The 18469-nt window shown below is 69.7% G+C and carries 15 protein-coding genes and 1 pseudogene; 9 read left to right on the top strand and 7 right to left on the bottom strand.

The genetic code is table 11. The annotated features are described in order from the left end of the window. Positions 1-26 precede the first annotated feature (26 nt). The 4 genes from ACWGKJ_RS21100 to ACWGKJ_RS21085 are packed head-to-tail and all read right to left on the bottom strand — an operon-like array spanning position 27 to position 3560. Positions 27-746, bottom strand: coding sequence for an ABC transporter permease (locus tag ACWGKJ_RS21100; protein ID WP_385017426.1), 720 nt, complete (start codon positions 744-746; stop codon positions 27-29). Between the two features lie 17 nt (positions 747-763). Then, positions 764-1675 (bottom strand): ABC transporter ATP-binding protein, encoded by a 912-nt coding sequence (locus ACWGKJ_RS21095; RefSeq protein WP_385017423.1) that lies wholly within the window; start codon positions 1673-1675, stop codon positions 764-766. Further along, entirely contained in the window at positions 1672-2553 is an 882-nt protein-coding gene (locus ACWGKJ_RS21090; RefSeq protein WP_385017421.1) for an ABC transporter permease, read from the bottom strand. The genes ACWGKJ_RS21095 and ACWGKJ_RS21090 overlap by 4 nt, the downstream gene beginning before the upstream one ends. Beyond that, positions 2550-3560, bottom strand: coding sequence for an ABC transporter ATP-binding protein (locus tag ACWGKJ_RS21085; protein ID WP_385017460.1), 1011 nt, complete (start codon positions 3558-3560; stop codon positions 2550-2552). The genes ACWGKJ_RS21090 and ACWGKJ_RS21085 overlap by 4 nt, the downstream gene beginning before the upstream one ends. Before the next feature lie 375 nt (positions 3561-3935). Between ACWGKJ_RS21085 and ACWGKJ_RS21080 the strand changes: the two genes are divergently transcribed. The 4 genes from ACWGKJ_RS21080 to ACWGKJ_RS21065 all read left to right on the top strand — a co-directional run bounded on the left by ACWGKJ_RS21080 (position 3936) and on the right by ACWGKJ_RS21065 (position 8814). Then, a complete protein-coding gene (locus ACWGKJ_RS21080; protein WP_385017418.1) occupies positions 3936-4835 on the top strand; it encodes a M24 family metallopeptidase in 900 nt (299 codons plus the stop codon). Next, positions 4832-6700, top strand: a complete 1869-nt coding sequence (locus ACWGKJ_RS21075; RefSeq protein WP_385017415.1) for an SDR family oxidoreductase — start codon at positions 4832-4834, stop codon at positions 6698-6700. Before ACWGKJ_RS21080 ends, ACWGKJ_RS21075 begins: the two co-directional genes overlap by 4 nt. A gap of 140 nt (positions 6701-6840) precedes the next feature. Next, positions 6841-7824: a metal-dependent hydrolase gene (locus tag ACWGKJ_RS21070; RefSeq protein WP_385017457.1), complete on the top strand. Its 984-nt coding sequence runs from the start codon at positions 6841-6843 to the stop codon at positions 7822-7824. A gap of 36 nt (positions 7825-7860) precedes the next feature. Further along, a complete protein-coding gene (locus ACWGKJ_RS21065) occupies positions 7861-8814 on the top strand; it encodes a MerR family transcriptional regulator (RefSeq protein ID WP_385017412.1) in 954 nt (317 codons plus the stop codon). A gap of 142 nt (positions 8815-8956) precedes the next feature. Here the strand turns inward: ACWGKJ_RS21065 and ACWGKJ_RS21060 are convergent. After that, a pseudogene (locus tag ACWGKJ_RS21060) lies at positions 8957-9649 on the bottom strand (LLM class flavin-dependent oxidoreductase); the annotation flags it as partial. A 29-nt stretch (positions 9650-9678) separates the two neighbouring features. Between ACWGKJ_RS21060 and ACWGKJ_RS21055 the strand changes: the two are divergent. From ACWGKJ_RS21055 to ACWGKJ_RS21035, 5 genes are all read left to right on the top strand, one after another. Beyond that, a complete protein-coding gene (locus ACWGKJ_RS21055) occupies positions 9679-11112 on the top strand; it encodes a recombinase family protein (RefSeq protein ID WP_385017409.1) in 1434 nt (477 codons plus the stop codon). Between the two features lie 554 nt (positions 11113-11666). Next, positions 11667-13208: a DnaB-like helicase N-terminal domain-containing protein gene (locus ACWGKJ_RS21050; RefSeq protein WP_385017406.1), complete on the top strand. Its 1542-nt coding sequence runs from the start codon at positions 11667-11669 to the stop codon at positions 13206-13208. A 281-nt stretch (positions 13209-13489) separates the two neighbouring features. Then, positions 13490-14227: a DUF2637 domain-containing protein gene (locus ACWGKJ_RS21045; protein ID WP_385017403.1), complete on the top strand. Its 738-nt coding sequence runs from the start codon at positions 13490-13492 to the stop codon at positions 14225-14227. A 266-nt stretch (positions 14228-14493) separates the two neighbouring features. Then, on the top strand, positions 14494-15054 hold the full coding sequence (locus ACWGKJ_RS21040) for a MobC family plasmid mobilization relaxosome protein (RefSeq protein WP_453315784.1): 561 nt from the start codon (positions 14494-14496) through the stop codon (positions 15052-15054). After that, complete coding sequence (locus ACWGKJ_RS21035; protein ID WP_385017398.1) at positions 15051-16763, top strand: relaxase family protein; 1713 nt, start codon at positions 15051-15053, stop codon at positions 16761-16763. The genes ACWGKJ_RS21040 and ACWGKJ_RS21035 overlap by 4 nt, the downstream gene beginning before the upstream one ends. A 35-nt stretch (positions 16764-16798) precedes the next feature. Here ACWGKJ_RS21035 and ACWGKJ_RS21030 read toward each other — a convergent pair whose 3' ends face one another. Then, positions 16799-17359 (bottom strand): peptide deformylase, encoded by a 561-nt coding sequence (locus ACWGKJ_RS21030; RefSeq protein ID WP_385017395.1) that lies wholly within the window; start codon positions 17357-17359, stop codon positions 16799-16801. 5 nt (positions 17360-17364) lie between these two features. Next, positions 17365-18336 carry a helix-turn-helix domain-containing protein gene (locus ACWGKJ_RS21025; protein ID WP_385017392.1) on the bottom strand — a complete coding sequence of 324 codons (972 nt, stop codon included), beginning with the start codon at positions 18334-18336 and terminating at the stop codon, positions 17365-17367. Between the last annotated feature and the right edge of the window lie 133 nt (positions 18337-18469).

Here is an 18469-nt window from a genome sequence, read left to right as displayed (position 1 = left end):
TCCCACCCCCGTACCGGCTCCAGGTCTCACTCCTCGCCGGCCAGCGTCAGCCGTCGCAGCTTCTGCCCCGCGTACCAGGTGGCGAGCACGGTGACCCCCGCAAGCAGCACCACGGCCACCGGCAGTCCGACGTCCGAGCTGATCGCGCCGGGGGCGCCGATCTTCTCCGCCAGGGCCAGCGACCACTGCTGGACGCTCAGCGTGCGCGCACCCGGCACCAGATTCCCGAACAGGCCCTCCCAGACCAGGGCGTAGACAAGACCGGCGACCACCGCGTGCCGGGTGACCGTGCCCAGGAGCAGGAAGACCGAGGCGTACGCGATGGACGCGACCAGGGCGGCGACCGTGTAGGCGATCGCGATCTGCTGGCCGTTGCCGTTGAGGATCAGGCCCGCGATCAGGGTCGGGATCGCGGAGAACGCCATCGTCACGGCGATCGCCACGATCAGCTTCGTGAAGATGATCGTGGGGCGCTTCACCGGTTTGGCCAGCAGATAGACGATCGAACCGTCGTCGATCTCCGGTCCGATGGCACCCGTGCCCGCGATGACACCGATCAGCGGCACCATCGTGGCCATGGCGAACCCGCCGAGCACATCGGCGGCGACCTGGTCGTCAGCGCCGCTGAACGCACGTACCGCTGCGGCGATCACGATCAGCAGGGCGGGCAGTACGAAGAGGATCGCGGCCCGGCGACGGCCGAGCAGGGCCCGGTAGGTGAGCCGGGCGACTGTGGGGTTGTACATGGACGTCACAGCTCCTTTCAGGCCGCTACGAGATACGAGAAGACCGATTCCAGGGACTCGTCGGACGGCGAGACGGTGAGGAGACGGATGCCGTGTTCACGGGCGACGCGCGGCAGCAGCGCCGTGAACCGGCCGAAGTCGACCGCCTGGATGCGCAGCGCGCCCTCCGTGACGTCCACCTCGATGCCCGCGGTCGACGGGTCGGCGATCAGCGCGGCGGCAAGGGCGCGGTCGTCGCTGGACCGTACGAGATAGCGGTGCGGCCGGTCCGTCATCAGACGGCGGATGCGGCGGAAGTCACCGGACGCCGCATGCCGGCCGGCCACGATCACCTCGATGTGCGAGGCGAGTTGCTCGACCTCCTCCAGGATGTGCGAGGAGAAGAGCACCGTACGGCCCTCCGTGCCCATCCGCCGCAGCAACTCCATCAGCTGCATGCGCTGGCGCGGATCCATACCGTTGAAGGGTTCGTCGAGCAGCAGCACAGCGGGGTTGTGCACGAGGGCGGACGCCATCTTCACGCGCTGCCGCATGCCCTTGCTGTATGTCGCGATCTTGCGGTCCTGGGCGGGCTCCATCTCGACGGTGGCGAGGGCCTGTTGCGCGGCCCGCTCGTCCAGGCCGTGCAGTTCGGCGTTGGCGACGACGAATTCGCGGCCGGTGAGGAAGTCGTACATCCCCTCCCGCTCCGGCACGATCCCGATCTGCCGGTAGGCGCTCTCGTTCCGCCAGATCGGCGCACCGTCGAGCGTCACCGTGCCCGTGGAGGGGGCGAGGAATCCGGCCATCATGTTGATGAGGGTGGACTTGCCGGCGCCGTTGGGGCCGAGGAGTCCGGTCACCCCCGGGCCGACGGTCATGGTGATGTCGTTGACCGCCACCACGTTGCCGAACCAGCGCGAGGTGTGGTCGATGGTGATCGTGGTCACAGCCCGACCTTCCGGTAGCGGCGCATCAGGACGGCGTAGGAGCCGGCGATGAGCGCGAGAACGACGAAGACGTAGACCGCGCCGGCCCCCGCTCCAGGCCCCTCCCCGCCCGGGAAGGCGGAGGTGGCGCCGAGGAACGCGGTCTGGACGCCGTCGATCAGCGTGATCGGTGAGAAGAGCCCGAGCCAGCTGACGGCCCCGGCGGAGCCCTGGTTGAAGGCGATGGCCTGCACGGTGGAGACCGCTCCGTACGTGATGGTGAGTACGGCGATGACCGCGGCGACGCCGAATCCGCGGCGCGGAGTGAGCGCGGCGACGACCAGCGCGATACCGGAGAAGAGCACCGAGAGCAGCGCCACGGAGACCAGCCCCTGGCCGAATCCCTCGGTCTGGTCGGCGAAGTCGAGCTTGGCGAGGAGCGAGCCGATGTAGAGGATCAGCAGCGGCGCACCGGTCAGCACGAAGAGGGCCGAGGCCATCGCCGCGTACTTCGCGAGGACGTAGTCGACCCGCTCGATCGGCCGGGAGAAGTACAGCGGGATGGACTTGAAGCGCAGATCGCGGGAGACCGCCTGCGGGGCCTGCGCGGCAAGATACAGCCCGATGACGGCCTGCGTGAGGATGGCGTACCGGGTGTAGTCGAGCGGCAGGTCCTTGGCCTTCGTCGCCACGGCGACCGCCACGACGATCGCGGCGGGCACACACATCACCGCGAAGAGGATCATCGGCAGCACCTTGGACTTGGCCGACCGGCCCAGACCGTAGGCGCCGCGCAACGACTGCGCGAAGAGGGAACGGCGTGCGTAGGCGCGGCCCAGGCGCTGTCCGTCGTAGTTCCGGTATCCGATGTTGTGGATCTGACTGGTCTCGGTACTCATCGCGCCTGCACCTCCTGCTTCTGCTGGCCGGGCTGGGCCGGCGGCTGGTTCTGCTGCTCCCGCTGCTGGTTCTGCTGGTTCGGGTGGAAGACCTCGGCGATGTGGTGGCGGCGCTGTTCCATGCGTACGAGGCCGAGCCCCAGATCGGTGACGGTGTCGCGGACCAGGTCGTACGTCTCCTCGCCGACCGCCTCGACCAGCAGGATGTGGCCCGCGCCCGGGAGTCCTTCCTCGGTGCCCTCATGCAGGGTGACGCCCGCCGCGGCCAGCGAGTCGCGCAGCGCGCGTGTCCCGTCGGGGTGGGTGTCGGAGTCGGTGACCTCGACCGCCAGCGTCGCGGTGTTCTGCGTGAAGTCGCTGGTGGAGCTGGAGCGCAGCAGCGTGCCGCCGTCGATCACGACGACGTGGTCGCAAGTCCGCTCCAGCTCGCCGAGCAGGTGCGAGGTGACCAGGACCGAGATGCCGAAGTCGGTGTGCACCCGGCGGATCAGTCCGAGCATGTCGTCGCGGCCGACCGGGTCCAGGCCGTTCGTCGGCTCGTCGAGCAGCACCAGCTGCGGGTCGTGGACCAGCGCCTGGGCCAGCTTCACCCGCTGTTTCATACCGGTCGAGTAGCCGCCGATGGGGCGGTAGCGCTCTTCGTAGAGGCCGACGTGGCGCAGCGTGTCGGCCGTGCGCTCCCGTGCGGCGGTGGGCGGCAGTCCGGACATGCGCGCCATGTGGACGACGAACTCGGTGGCCGAGACGTCGGGCGGCAGACAGTCGTGCTCGGGCATGTACCCGACGCGCTCACGGATTTCGGCGCCACTGGTGGCGACATCGAGCCCGAGCACGGCGGCCCGGCCCTCCGTGGCGGGGGACAGCCCCAGCAGGATCTTGATCAACGTGGACTTGCCGGCTCCGTTGGAACCCACCAGGCCGGTCACACCGGGTCCGATGTCCAGGGAGAGCCGGTCAAGCGCGGTCACCCTCGGGAACCGCTTGCTCAGGCTTTCGGTCGCGATCACAGTCACACTCCGAAGGTAGTGGCGCGGCTCACGCCGGACGTCAGCCCAGACGGCTGGATCCCTGTCCCCCTCCAGAGGTACGGACCCGTAGGGGCCCGGTACGGGAGGGGGAGAGGCAGGAGGGCAAGGGCAAGGTCGTTACCGCGGTGGAACCGCGGTGAACGGCAGTTCCACCGCGGTGGGACTGCTGAACCAGTTGAGCACAGACCGTGGTTCACAAGTCCGTTGTCCACAGGTCGTTGTCCACAGGCAGGTGTCTGCAGACCGTTGTCCACAGGCGAGGCGGGGACCCTTGACGTAGCCGCCGGGCATTGTCACATTCATCAGTGTCAAGTTACGAGCACGTACCGCACACGGACGGGACGGACAGGTGGCATGGCCTCAGGGGTGAAAGCAGCAGCGCGGTGGGCGGACGGCCCGCTCTCGCGCCCGGGTACGCACAGCGGCGCGGAGGCCGGGCGGCTGCGCGGGTTCAGAGAGGTGCAGACCCTCGCCTACGCCTGCGCGGAGGCTGTCGCGGCCCAGCTCAGACCCGGGGTGACGGAGCGTGAGGCGGCCCGGATGCAGCGCGAGTGGCTGTACCGGCGGGGTGTCAGGGACTGGTTCCACCTGCCGTTCGCCTGGTTCGGGGACCGGACCGCGTTCGCGGGTTTCAGAGTGCCGCTGCAGTTCTTCCCCACCAACCGGCGGCTCGAAGCGGGGATGCCGTTCATTCTCGACATGGCACCGATCCTCCGCGGCTACACCGCCGATATCGGGTACTCGGGCTGCCTCGGGCTCAACCCCGTGCACGACAGGCTGCTCGCCGATCTGGAGGCACACCGCGACCTGATCCTGCGCGAGGTCCGCGAAAGACGCCCGCTGCGCACGATCTACGAGGACGTGGAGCGGCTGATGGCCGCGCAGGGGTATGCGAACCGGCACCGCGCCTATCCGTTCGGCGTGATCGCGCACAAGGTGGACGAGGTCAAGGAGCGCCGCTGGTCGCCCCATGTGTTCGGCTTCGGCACCCAGTCCCTCAAGGGCCTGGCGAGTGACGCGCTGCACGGCCACCGGGACGGCTGGTCGCCGCTGTGGAGCCCGTACAAGTTCTCCGACCACCCACCCCGGCCGGGGCTCTGGGCGGTCGAGCCGCACCTCGGATTCCGGGGCACGGGCGCGAAGTTCGAGGAGATCCTGGTCGTCACCGACTCGGCGGACCCCGAGCAGAGCGCCTTCTGGCTGGACGACGACCTGCCGCATGTGCGGCGCTGGGCAGAGGAGAGGGCCGCATGAGTACGGGAACGGGCAGCGGGACGGGGCCGGGAGCCGACAGGGGTTCGGGAGCCGACAGTGGATCGGGGACGGGGAGTGGATCGGGGACGGGCGGGGGAACGGGAGCGGGCATCGAGGGAGCGCGCGAGAGCTGGGTGCGTACGGGCGGCGTCGAGCTGTGCGTCGCGGAACTGGGCGACCCGGACCGCCCCACCGTCGTCCTGGTGCACGGCTACCCGGACAGCAAGGAGGTCTGGACCGAGGTCGCGGTCCAACTGGCCGAGCGCTTCCATGTGGTGCTGTACGACGTCCGGGGCCACGGCAGGTCGTCGGCGCCGGTGCCCCTCCGCGGTGGCTTCACCCTGGAGAAGCTGACCGATGACTTCCTGGCCGTGGCGGACGCGGTCAGCCCCGGCCGGCCGGTGCATCTCGTCGGTCATGACTGGGGGTCGGTGCAGTCCTGGGAGTTCGTGACCGTGCCGCGCACCGAGGGCCGGATCGCGTCGTTCACCTCGATGTCCGGCCCTTCTCTCGACCACTTCGGCCAGTGGATCAAGAAGCGGATGTCCCGGCCGACACCGCGTGCGGCGGCGCAGCTGCTCGGTCAGGGGGCCAAGTCCTGGTACGTCTATCTGCTGCACACGCCGGCCCTGCCGGAGCTGGCCTGGCGCGGGCCGCTCGGCAAGCGGTGGCCCAGAATCCTGGAGCGCTTCGAGAGGGTGCCGTCCGGTGACTATCCGACGTCTTCGCTGCCATCGGACGCGGCGCACGGCGCCTGGCTCTACCGGGACAACGTCCGGTCCCGGCTGCGCAGGCCTCGCTCCGACGCGTACGCCCATGCACCCGTGCAACTGATCACGCCCACCGGTGACGCCTTCCTCTCGGAGCACCTCTACGACGAACTGGATTACTGGGCACCGCAGCTGACGCGCCGAAAACTCCCGGCCAAGCACTGGGTACCGCGCACCAGGCCGGACCAGCTGGCCTCCTGGATCGGGGACTTCGTCACCGCCCACGAGGCACCGGGGCCCGCCCTGCAGACCGCGGCGACCGGCCGGTACGCCGACCGTTTCAGCGGACGGCTCGTCCTCGTGACGGGTGCGGCGAGCGGCATCGGCCGGGCGACCGCCTTCGCCTTCGCGGAGTCGGGTGCGCGCGTCGTGGCGGTCGACCGGGACGCGGAAGGAGCGGTCCGCACCGCGGAGATGGCGCGGCTGATCGGGTCCCCCGACGCCTGGGGGGAGGCGGTGGACGTCGGTGACGAGCAGGCGATGGAGAAGCTCGCCGAAAAAGTCGCGGCCGAGTACGGGACGGTCGACGTCCTGGTCAACAACGCGGGCATCGGCCTCTCGGGCTCCTTCCTGGACACCACGAGCGAGGACTGGAAGCAGGTTCTCGATGTCAACCTGTGGGGTGTCATCCACGGCTGCCGGCTCTTCGGGAGGCAGATGGCGGAGCGCGGCCAGGGCGGCCACATCGTCAACACCGCCTCGGCAGCGGCCTACCAGCCGTCGAAGGCTCTCCCGGCGTACTCCACCTCCAAGGCGGCTGTGCTCATGCTGAGCGAGTGTCTCCGCGCCGAGCTGGCCGGAGAGGACATCGGGGTCAGCGCGATATGCCCGGGTCTTGTGAACACCAACATCACGTCCACCGCACGGTTCGCCGGTGTGTCGGCCGACGAGGAGAAGCGCCGGCAGCGGAAGTCGGCCCGGCTGTACGGGATGCGGAACTACCCACCGGAGAAGGTCGCGGACGCGATTCTCGCCGCTGTGGTGAACAACCGGGCGGTGGTGCCGGTTACCCCCGAGGCGCGCGGAGCCCGCTTTCTGTCCCGTTTCGCGCCGAGGGCCCTGCGCGCCGTCGCCAGGATGGAGCCACCGCTGTGAGCAACGGACAGGACACCGGGGGCAGGACACCGCACCCGGACGGGCCTGTGCCTTCGGGCAGTGCACCACAGGCACAGGAGGCACAGAAGTCACAGGAGGCACAGAAGGCAGCGGCCCCGGGGCCGGATCCGGATCCGTATGTGGAGCCAGAGCCGGAGCCGGAGCCCCATGTCATCGCGCCGCGCCGGGTCTCCTTCGACTGGGAGAACACGCCGCTGCACTGGATCCCGGGCGAGCCCACCGCCACCCATGTGATCAATGTGCTGCATCTGCTGCTCCCGGCGGGCGAGCGGTGGTTCGTGAAGGTCTTCAAGGAGGCGCTGCCGCTCGTCGGCGACCCGGGACTGCTCAAGGACGTCAAGGGGTTCATGGGCCAGGAGGCCACACACAGCGTGCAGCACTCCCATGTGCTGGACCATCTGGCCGCCCAGCAACTCGACACCGCGGCGTACACCCGGCATGTCGACTTCCTCTTCGAGCAACTGCTGGGCGAGCGACCGCCCTTCGGCATACCGGTTCCGGCGCGGGAGTGGCTGCGCTTCCGGCTGTCGCTGATCGCCGCGATCGAGCAGTTCACCGCGGTCCTCGGGGACTGGGTCCTGCGCGCCGACAGCCTCGACTCCGCCGGGTCCGACGCGGTCATGCTGGACCTGCTGCGCTGGCACGGCGCCGAGGAGGTCGAGCACCGGGCCGTGGCCTTCGACATGTACCAGCACTGCGGCGGTGATGGGCTGCTGCGGTACGCCCGGCGGATCGAGGGCATGGCCGTGGTCACCCCGGTGCTGCTGTGGCTGTGGGTGTGGGGCGCCTCGTACCTCATGCGCCACGACCCCACCCTCGTACGCCCCACTCGCGTCACCTCCACCCGTGGCGAACCCAGCCCCGTACGCCGCGGACGCGGGCCCGGGGGACGGCCGGGATATTCGCTGCGGAAGCACAACCGGGCGGTCGCCAGAGGTCTGCTCCCCACCTGGGGTGAGCTGGGTTCGGCGATACCCCGCTACTTCAGGCGGTCGTACCATCCCTCCCAGGAGGGCTCCCTGCGCAGAGCGGTCGAGTACCTGGCGACCTCGCCCGCCGCCCGTACGGCGGCCGGTGCGATCGGCCGCGCGGCCCTGCCGTAGCCCCACCAGGGGAGAGAGCAGAGGGAAGGAAGGAGCGTGTCCGGGGTGAGAGCGACGGGGGCCGGACCCGAGTACCGGATCGAGGATCTGGCGCACCGCAGTGGCGCGACGGTCCGTACGATCCGTGCGTACCAGGACCGCGGCCTGCTGCCCAGACCGCAGCGGCGCGGCCGGTCCAATGTGTACGGGGAGAGCCATCTGGCCAGGCTGCACCAGATCGCCGAGCTGCTCGACCGCGGCTACACGCTGGCCTCCATCAAGGAACTCCTTGAGGCATGGGACGCCGGGCGGGGTCTCGGCGGCGTGCTGGGGCTCGTCGCCGAGGTCAGCGGCCCGTGGACCGACGAGGAGGCGGACCGGATCTCCCGTGCGGAACTGGACGCGCGGTTCGGCGGGGTCCCCGACGACGAAGCGGTCGCGGACGCGGTGGCACTGGGCGTACTGGAACGGGTGGCGGACAGCGACGACGAGTTCCTGGTACCGAGCCCGCAGGAACTGGCGGTGGCAGCGGAACTGCACGCGGCCGGTGTTCCGCTCAAGGCCATCTCGGTCCATCTGCGGGAGCTGCGCGGTCAGGTCGAGCACATCGCGTCGCGCTTCCTGGAGTTCACGACGGAGCATGTCTTCGCGCGCTACCTCGGGCCCGCCCAGCCCACCGACGCACATGTGGCGGAGGCCGCAGCGCTGGTACGGCGGCTGCGTCCACTGGCCCAGCAGAGTGTCGATGCCGAACTGGCCCGCGCCATGCGGCTGTTCGCCACCCGCCATCTCCAGCAGCACCTCGCCCCCGAGAGCCCGCCCGTACCAGCGGACACCCCCTCGCCGGTCACCGTTCCGGCGGCCACGCTCGCAGCGGTGGAGAGTCTGGTGGGCCGGGAGAACGCCGCTGCTTTCATCACCGGGGCCACTGAACGGGAGCTTCAGGCACGGGCGTTGGACGCACTGACTCTTCCACAGCATGAATCCCGGCAAAACGACCAAAGCGCGTAAATTGCCCACCTCTTGTCCACAGAACCGTCAAATACCCTGTGGATAAGTCACCTTGCCTGTGGATCATGCATAACTCAGGGGGCGCAAAAGATAATTCGGAAGCGCACCCGGCGCACGCCCCCTCCCCCTACACACCCCGGCTTCAGCTCTGGTCCCGCCGAAGCTGTGTCAGTGCCTCGGTCGCGATCTGCTCGAAAACCTTCTCGTCGGCGTCGAAGACGGAGTCCGGAATCGGCGCGTGGATGACGATCTCGTCGATACCCAGCGCGAAGTAGGACCCCGCGAAGTCGACGAAGGCGTCCAGGGACCCCATGGGGCGGCCCGCATCGGGCGTGAACCCGGTGAGCAGGGTCTTCCTCACCGTGGCGACGTCCCTGCCGATCTCTTCGCAGGCCACACCGAGCCTGTCGATCTGGCCGCGTACGGCTTCGACCGACTGTTCCGGCGTACCCGTCTCGAAGATCTTCGGATCTCCTGTCGTCACCCAGTCCCGGCCGTACCGCGCGGCGATCTTCATCCCCCGCGGCCCGATGGCCGCGACCGCGAAAGGGAGCCTCGGCCGCTGCACACAGCCCGGAATGTTGTGGGCCTCGTCCGCCGCGTAGTAGGTGCCCCGGTGAGTGACCGATTCCTCCGTCAGCAGCCGGTCGAGGAGCGGGACGAACTCCGCGAACCGGTCGGCCCGTTCACGCGGCGACCACGGTTCTTGGCCGAGCGCGGTGGCATCGAAGCCGGTACCTCCGGCGCCGATCCCCAGGGTGATCCGGCCGTCCGAGATGTCGTCCAGCGACAGCAGGTCCTTCGCGAGCGTCACGGGATGCCGGAAGTTCGGCGAGCCCAAGGCTTGCTCATACCATCGGTGCCATGCCCCGCCCCAAGCACCGAGAGCCGACCGTCACCCCAGGTGAACCGGCCGCCCTGTACTGCCGAATATCCCAGGCCGACGATGACGACCAGACCGGCGTCGACCGGCAGGAACGTATCTGCCGGGAGATCGCCGAACGCCGCGGCCTGGCCATCGACCCCGCCCACGTCTTCGTCGACAACAGCCGCTCCGCCTGGCGCCGCGACCGCAAGCGACCCGGCTGGGACCAGCTCCTCGAACGTGCTCGACGCCGCGAGTTCCGGCACGTCATCGCGTACCACCCCGACCGGCTCATGCGGCAGCCACGTGACCTCGAAGAACTCCTGCAGGTCTCCGACGAGCAGGAGATCGTGCTGCACGGCGAGGCGAACCGCCGGAACCTCTCCGACCCCGACGACCGCTTCATCCTCCGCATCGAGGTCGCCCACGCCTGCCGCTCCTCCGACGACACCTCCCGACGCCTGAAATCCGCGCTCGCGGAGCGGGCCGAGACCGGCATGCCGCACTCGGGCAAGCGGCGGTTCGGGTACGAGCCCGACGGCATGACCGTCAGGGAGGACGAGGCCGAGATCGTCCGCGAGGTCTTCGACCGCTACCTCAAGGGCCAGAGCCCGGTCGCCATCGCCCTGGTCCTCCATAAGCGCGGCATCAAGACCGTGTACGGCAAGGAGTGGACCCAGGGCACCGTCCGGGCGCTGCTCGACTCCCGCCACGTCGCCGGCATCCGCATGCACCAGGGAGAAGAGGTCGGTACCGGGAAGTGGCCCGCCATCATCGACGCCGGCACCTGGGCCGAGGTCCGCGCTCGCCGCGAGTACCGGTCCGCGATCCACCAGACCAACCTGGAACTACGCCGCTTCTACCTGCTGCGCGGCCTGGTCATGTGCAAGCGCTGCGGCACCCTCATGTCCGGCACCAAGGTCGGGGCGGTGCCCTCGTACCTGTGCACGCGCAAGAGCCGTAACGACGAGAAGAAGTGCGTCCGCCGCATCGCCGCCGTGAAGCTGGAGGAGTTCGTCACCGAGGCCGCGATCGACCTGCTCGGCCGCCTCACCGTCTCCGGCCGGCTCGCCTCCGCCACACCCACGAACGCCCTGACCGAGGCGGTGGATGCGGACCAGCGGCAGCTCGCCGAACTAAACCAGATGTGGACCGCCAAGGAGATCTCCACGGCGGAGTACCGGGTGATGCGCAAGGGCATCACCGACCGGATCGCCAAGGCCCAGAAGCGGATGGTCGTACGTCCGGTGAAGCTGCTCGACGGACTTACGGGTCCGAGGGCCAGGGCGACCTGGGAGGCCGACGAGATGACGGACGAGCGGCGCAACGCGGTGCTCCGCTTCCTCTTCTCCGGCGTGGTCATCGACGCGTCTCGCAAGCCGAGCGGAGTCTTCGACTGGGACCGCATCGACATCGAACAGAACCAGCTCTGAGGGCCGGGCCAGCTCGGGCGGGGGCGCATTATCCACGAGATCGCCGGTTCACCCAACCGGCGATTCTCCGGAAACTGAGGGCGTCGCGTTCGGACGACCTGCCAGTCGGTCATGAGCGCGGCACGCGCGGCCCCAGGTGTTGGAGCACCTGGACGCAGCGCGATGCAAGCGACCGCCCGACGACCTCATGCGGTGCGGGGACTGCCATCCCCGCACCGGCCGCAAGGAGCTGCCCGTGCGCCCGCCGCCCCAGGCGACCCCAGCACCGACAACCGCCACCACGACCCGAACCGCACGACACGAGGAAGCCCGAGCCCAGGCCCTGCGGCGTGTCTGCGCCGGCTTCACCACGACGATCAGCCCTCACAGCGCGGCACGGCTGGCCGACCTGATGACTGCGTCGCGATACGAGAAGGCTGCCTGAGCCGCCACGCAGAAAAGCGGCCCCGGTGTTGGAGCACCAAGGCCGCTGCTACTCCCAAGACGACCGCCCAAAACGATCTACACGGTGCCGGGACCTGCCAGTCCGTATCGGCCCGAGACAAGGAAGCTCAGTGCCCCAGGGTACGACCCCGCAGTGGCAAGCACCATCCGCTCACTCCCGCACCGGCCCGCAGGACGCGATCGGCGTCACGGCCCCCCAGCCCCACGACGCCGACGCCGACGCTGCCGTACTCGGGGCCTGCATGTTCCACAGCGCGGCCATCGACGAGGTCCGGCAGGCGCTGGAACCGGGCGACTTCTTCCGGCCCGCGCACACCACGATCTGGCACGCCTTGCTGGAGCTGCGCAGGCGGGAAGCGCCGACCGACGCGATCGCCCTGTCCCACCAGCTGAAGACCACCGGCGACCTCACGCGCGTGGGCGGCTCCCCATACCTGCATTCCCTTGCAGCCTCGGCGACCGTGGGTTCAGGTGCCACGTACTACGCGGACATCATCCGCGGCCACGCCGACCTGCGCGCCCTGCATTCCACGGCGCTGCGCGTGCTCCAAGGCGCCACCGCGCCGGGAGCCGACCCGGCGGAGGTACGAAGCCTGCTGGCGGCATCGCTGAGCGAGGCCGCCGACCGAGCCCGCCACAGCTCGGGCGGGCGACTCCAGCGGTACGCCGTGGACGGCTGGTCCTTCGTCACCGACACCCCCGCCACCACCGAACCCGTGTGGGGGACGCCGGGGAAGGCGGCCTGGGCATCGGGTGAAAGCCTGATGCTCGTCGGACCTCCCGGCGTCGGGAAGTCGACGATCGCCCAGCAGATCGTCCTCGCCCGCCTCGGCCTGCTCGCCCAGGTCCTGGACATGCCCGTACGCGAGGGTGAGAAGGTCCTCTACATCGCAGCGGACCGACCCAGCCAACTCGCCCGCGCCTTCACCCGTGTCGTGCACCAAGCCGATCGGGACATCCTGGGTCGGCGCCTGGTCTTCTGGTCGGGACCGCTGCCCGCCTCGCTCAACACCGAGCCTCAGCTCCTCGCCGAGCTGGCCGCCGAGCACGGGGCGGACACCGTGGTGATCGACAGCCTCAAGGACGTGGTCGGCAAGCTCACCGACGACGAGGCCGGCCTCGCGTACAACAACGCCCGCCAGCAGCTCCTGCGCGACGGCGTCGAGCTTCTCGAACTGCACCACCAGCGCAAGCAGGGCCCCGACGCCTCGCGCACCCAGCGCCCTGTCCTCGACCAGGTCTACGGTTCAGCCTGGTTCACCGCGGGCGCGGGAAGCGTTCTGTTCCTCAGCGGCGCGGCCGGGGACCCGGTGGTCCACCTCCATCACCTCAAGACCATCAACGACGAGATCGGCCCGCTACCGGTCATCCACGACCATCCCCGTGGTACGTCGCCCGTCGACACGAGCCTCGACCCGCTGACTCTCCTGCGGCAGGCGGGCTCCAACGGCCTCACCGCCCGCCAGCTCGCCACGCAGATCACCGGCGAGGACAAGCCCGTCGCGGCGGACATCGCCAGGGCGCGACGTCGCCTGGAGAACCTCACCAAGAGCGGGCTCGCCGCCCAGGAGACCGGTGCCGGCGGCGGCACCGGGGGCGGCCAAGCAACCCGCTGGAAGGCCGTCACCCGCCACATGACCGCCGTTTCCTGACCGGCGGACCCGTACGCGGTGCCGTACGCGCCCCGACCCGCCGAGGGCGTGTACGCACCGCCTCCGCCGCGTACGAGTCTCGGGAAACCGCAGATCAGACGCTTACGCGCCATCGAACGGCGCATTCACACCCTGGGCGCGTACGCGCTGCCCCCTCCTTGGAGAGGGGGCAGCGTAGACGCCCCCGCCCTCACAGCCCGTGGAGAAACACCCTTGCTCGTCACCGCATCCCCGGCCGACACCACCCCAGCGCTTGTCGCCACTGCGACGGGAGCGCGGGCATGACCAAGCAGAGCACCGAGCGATACGCGCTCGCGGCGGCCGGAGGCGTCATCGTCGCCCTTACCATCGGCGCCTTCTGGCTCTCGTACGCGCACCTTGCCGAGGTCGCAGGGCAGCATGGGCTCGGCGGCTTCCCCGCGCGACGATGGACGTGGCCTGCCACCCTGGACGCCTTCATCATCGCGGGCGAGCTGCTCATGCTCCGTGCGGGTCTGCGCCAGGTGACCGACCGATGGGCCATCGCCATCACCACCATCGGGTCGGTCGGTTCCATCGCGCTCAACGTGGCGGGCGTGAGCGGAGCCGACGCTTCCCGCACTGCGCACTGGCTCGACTACGTCGTCGCCGCGGTTCCGCCAAGCGCCGCCCTCCTCGCCTTCGGCGTCCTGATGCGGCAGCTCCACCAGCTCGTCGCCGAGCCCGCCGACCGTCCGGCTCCTGTTTCCGATCAGGTCCCTGATCCGGTGGCCGGTAGTTCCGTTCAGCGACCGGAACCCCAACGAACGGTTCCGCAGAGCATGGCACGCGGTGGTCGACCACCCGGCGCCACTCTCGACGAACTGGTTGAGATAGGCCGCATCGCCGTCGCCGAGAAGAAGAGCCTCACACGGGCGATCGTCCAGCAGGCCATACGGGACAAGGGCCTTTCGGTCAGCGGCAAACGACTGACCGAAGTGATGAACACCCTTCGGCCCGAGTTCGACACCGAGGCCGGATCCATCCCGACCAGCAGCTGACGATCCTCGTGGCCGACCGGAACCCCAAGCCCGTCCCAAAGGCCCGCAGCCCACGCCCCGGCTAGCTCCTCACCCCCCTCACGGAGAAACCGATCGTGATGCACGACCGCCACACCAACGGCACCCCCGGCGCGCGTCCGTCGCCGGCGAAGTCGTCCAGGATCTTGGACCGTTTGCGGCAGGCGTTCGGACGGGCTGCCCCGGGCGGAGCCAGTAGTACCCCGAGTCCGACTCAAGGCCGGTCTTCGGGGATCTCCGCCCCGGGGGTGGCGGAGTCGGCCCAGCGCCAGGGGGCGCTGGGCCGGGAGGCTGGGACCGAGGGCGGCCCCGACCCGGACGAGCTCCGCGCCGTCCAGCAGCAGATCCTTAGCCCCGCACCCGCCACCGAACCGACGGCCGGCGAACGAGCACCGCAGAGCGTGCAGCCGACGATCCGCCGCTTCACCGGCACCAAGCGGACCGTCCGTGTCGGACCGTTGCGCTTCACCGGCGACGAGCACGCCGCGCTCCAGGAGGCCGCAGCCGAACACGGCTACAAAGGGGAATCCGACTTCACCGCGGACATCGCCCTCGCATTCATCACCGGCCGGTTCACCGCGAACCTGCCGCTGTCCGAGGACCGCCGCCGCACCCACATGTTCCGCGCCCAGGTACTGCGCGAGCTCAACCGGATCGGCGTCAACGTCAACCAGATCGCCCGCGCCCTCAACAGCGACCTCACCCCGCCCGACGTACGTGACCGTCTCGACGAGCTGCACCACCTGCTGGACCTGATCGCCCAGGCCCTGCGCGAACCCGCCGAGGCGGAGAAGGAGCAGGCCGCGTGATAGCCGCCATCAAACCGGCCGGGTCCAACACCCGTGGCCTGCTCGCCTACCTCTACGGTCCCGGCCGCCACGACGAGCACCTCGATCCGCACATCGTCGCGGGCTTCGCCATGCTCGGTATGCCCGACCCTGGCCGGAACCCGGACGCCACCCTCACCCAGCTCGCCCACCACCTCGACGAGCCGGTGCATCTCCGGAACAGCGAGTTCGGGAAGAAGATCACCGACCACGTCTGGCACTGCCCCGTCCGCGCCGCTCCCGAGGACCGGCACCTCTCCGATGCCGAGTGGGCCGATATCGCCCAGCGCATCGTCGAAGCCGCGGGCATTGCCCCGCCCGGCGACGACCTCGGCTGCCGGTGGATCGCCGTGCGCCACGCGGACGACCACATCCACATCCTCGCCACCACCGTCCGCGAAGACGGCCGCCGCCCCAAACTCCACGGCAGCGGCATCCGCGTCGGCGACGCCTGCCGCCAGATCGAGACCGACTACGGCCTGCGTCAACTGAAGAAGGGCGACCGCACCGCCGGAAAGCGCCCCACCCAGGCAGAGATGCACAAGGCCCAACGCCTCGGCTGGGAGCAGACCAGCCGCGACTGGCTGCAGGACCGCATCCGCGCCGCCATCCCCCACGCCGGCAACGCCGAGGAACTCCTGGCCTACCTCGAAGCCGACGGCATCGCGATCAAACCCCGCCGCGGACCCTCCGGGGACCTCCTCGGCTACGCCGCCGGCCGTCCCGGCGACCTCAACAAGGACGGCGACCAGATCTTCCACCCCGGCGGGAAGATCGCCCCCGACCTCACCCTCCCCAAGCTCAAGGCTCGTCTGGAACGCACCGCACCCGAAGAACACCCCACCGCATGCCGACAGCACCCCACCACCCCCTGGCACCAGGCCACCGAAGCCCTCGACACCCTCAACTCGGACATGGCCCACGACATCCACGCCCAGGCCCACATCAGGGCGCTCGGCGAACTCATCGAGGCCACCGCCCAGAAGGCCCCTGACCACTCCCGAGCCGAACTACGAACCGCAGCACGGACATTCGCCCGCGCCCAGCGCTCCCAGATCCGAGCCGAGCACCAAGCCGCCCACACCCTGCGCCGCGCGACCCGCGACATCGCCCACGCCGTCACCGGCCCCGACGGCAGCGCCTTCGCCGCCCTGCTCGCCGCCCTCGTCTGGGCCACGATCGTCGCCGCCCGCTGGCACGAGGCGAAGAACCACGCCCACCAGGCCGAAGCCGCCCGTCAGGCCCTGCACCACCTACACACCGCCGCCGACCACGCCCTCGTCCCGGTCATCGACAACCTCGCCGCTCGTCAGCCGAGCGACCAGGCCCGCCGAACCCTGGCCCACGACGTCCGGGCCGCCGTCCCCGACCACGCCGACCGCATCCTCACCGACCCCGCCTGGCCGGCCCTCGCCACCGTCCTCGCCGGCGCCGAAGCCGGCGGCCACAAGCCACACCAGCTCCTCAAGGAAGCCGCCACCCAGCGCGAACTCACGAGCGCCCGCCAGCCCGCCTGCGTCCTGATCACCCGCATCCAGCACACCAGCCGCGACCCCGCCCCCAACCTCCGAGCCGAAGCCGCCCGCCTCCGCTCGACGCAGGTGTCCAAGCACAGCACACACCAGCCCCAAGCACCCGGGCCCACCAATGCATTCGCGCCCCTCACCGATCAACGCCGCCAGCGGCGCTGACAGCTGGAAGGGGCGGGTCTGGCCCGCCTCGGCTGCTACTGCTCGTAGTCCCACGCCCGCCCGGTCTGGCGGTACTCCTCCACAGGGATGGGAACGACGCCCGTCCGCATCTGTGCGGTGTAGAGCAGACCGTCGAGGTGGTCGATCTCGTGGTGGACCAGCCGGGCGAGCCCTCGTTCGTAGGTGGTGGTCACCAGACGGCCCTCCAACGTGGTTGTCTCCACGGTGATCCACAGCGGCCGAGGGACCATGCCGCGAACGTCGAAGAACGACAGGCAGCCCTCGTACTGCTCGTCTTCTTCGCTGGAACGGTCGGTGATTCGGGGATTCAGCAGGACGATCGCCGGAGCCCCGGCGGCGTTGGGCTGGACGACGGCGGCGGCACGGCCGATGCCGATCTGGGGCGCCGCGATGCCCATGCCCTTGGCGAAGGGGTGGACTTGCCCGATCCGCTCCATGGAGGAGAACAGCCGCTCGATGGCCTGCTCGGCCGCCTCGCGCTCAGTCGGCAGGTCGAAGACGCGCGCCCGCTCAGCAAGAACGGGGGCCCCGCGCTGCACGACGCCGAGGTCCCGCATCTGTTCACTGGGTCGCATCTGGATCACCTGAACTCCCCGTTATCCGCTTCATGTTCGGGACTGGCCCGGAACCGCCACTCCAAACGGTATCGGGCGTGGAGCGCGGGTGCGGAAGTGCTCCAGGCGAAGACGCGCACCCCTCCCTCCTCGCGCTGGACCGGTGCCGTTCGCAGCGGAGCCGCTTCGGCGGTCATTGACGTCTCGGTGCCCCACACAACGGGGTCGAGTTCAACAGGAAAGGCGAGTTCAACCACCAGATGCTCGGTAGGCAGGCGGACGGCGCGCTGGAACCAGCGGCCCCACTTCTCCTCGCCCACCGAGTAGGCGTATTCGATCCACACCGACTCACCCGGGTAGAGAGGGAAGCGGCCTTGCTCGTTCTCGAACAGCAGCCACACCTCCTTGAAGGCGTCGCGGTCGTGCTTGGCCTGCCAGCGCATCGCCTCCCCTCGACAGGTCGCGGTCAGCGAGAGCTCGTCCCAGGTCAGCGGATGCTCGCGATAGTGGGCGTTGGACTGTTCCGGCTCGCCCGGGTAACGGTCGACGCTGATGCGGATCAGATAGCGGGTGATGGGCTCACTGCCGGTGTTCCGCAACAACCGACGCATCGTGAGCCGGTACAGGCGCCCGTCGTAGTCGAGGCGGGCCGCATCGTGCTCCACTACGATCGCCGACCCGGTCGCATACGGCTGCTCGGACCGGCGAGGGGCGGGTGCGACCGCCGTCGGCGCCACAGGAGCCCTGGCCGTCTCGTACTCCAGCCAGCGCTTCCAGATGGCCTTGCCCGCGTTCAGTGCTTCCTCCGCACGACGGGCGAAGTCCTCGGTCGGCTTGTGCCGGCCCAACTCGACGTGGCTTACGTAGGACGGGTCGAAACCCATCCTTCTGGCCAACTCCCGCTTGGCCAGCCCCCGCACCTCGCGCCAGTAGGCGACCTCAGCCGCGAACGCCTCGGCGGCCTGCTCAACCGTCAAGGCATCGTCCCGCGCATCCATCAAAGCCCCCGCCCCGGCCATCGGATGAGATGAATGAACCGTGAGTGATCTCGATTCACCATTCTGTCACGGCCCCGTCCGCCAGTTTCCTTCCTCTACCGGCCCAGGTCGACCCCCGGGCCCCAACGAGGAG

The organism is Streptomyces sp. NPDC054757, from assembly GCF_053612185.1.
The sequence above is the reverse complement of the archived record's forward strand: the minus strand, read 5'-3'. Positions and strand labels throughout refer to the sequence as shown.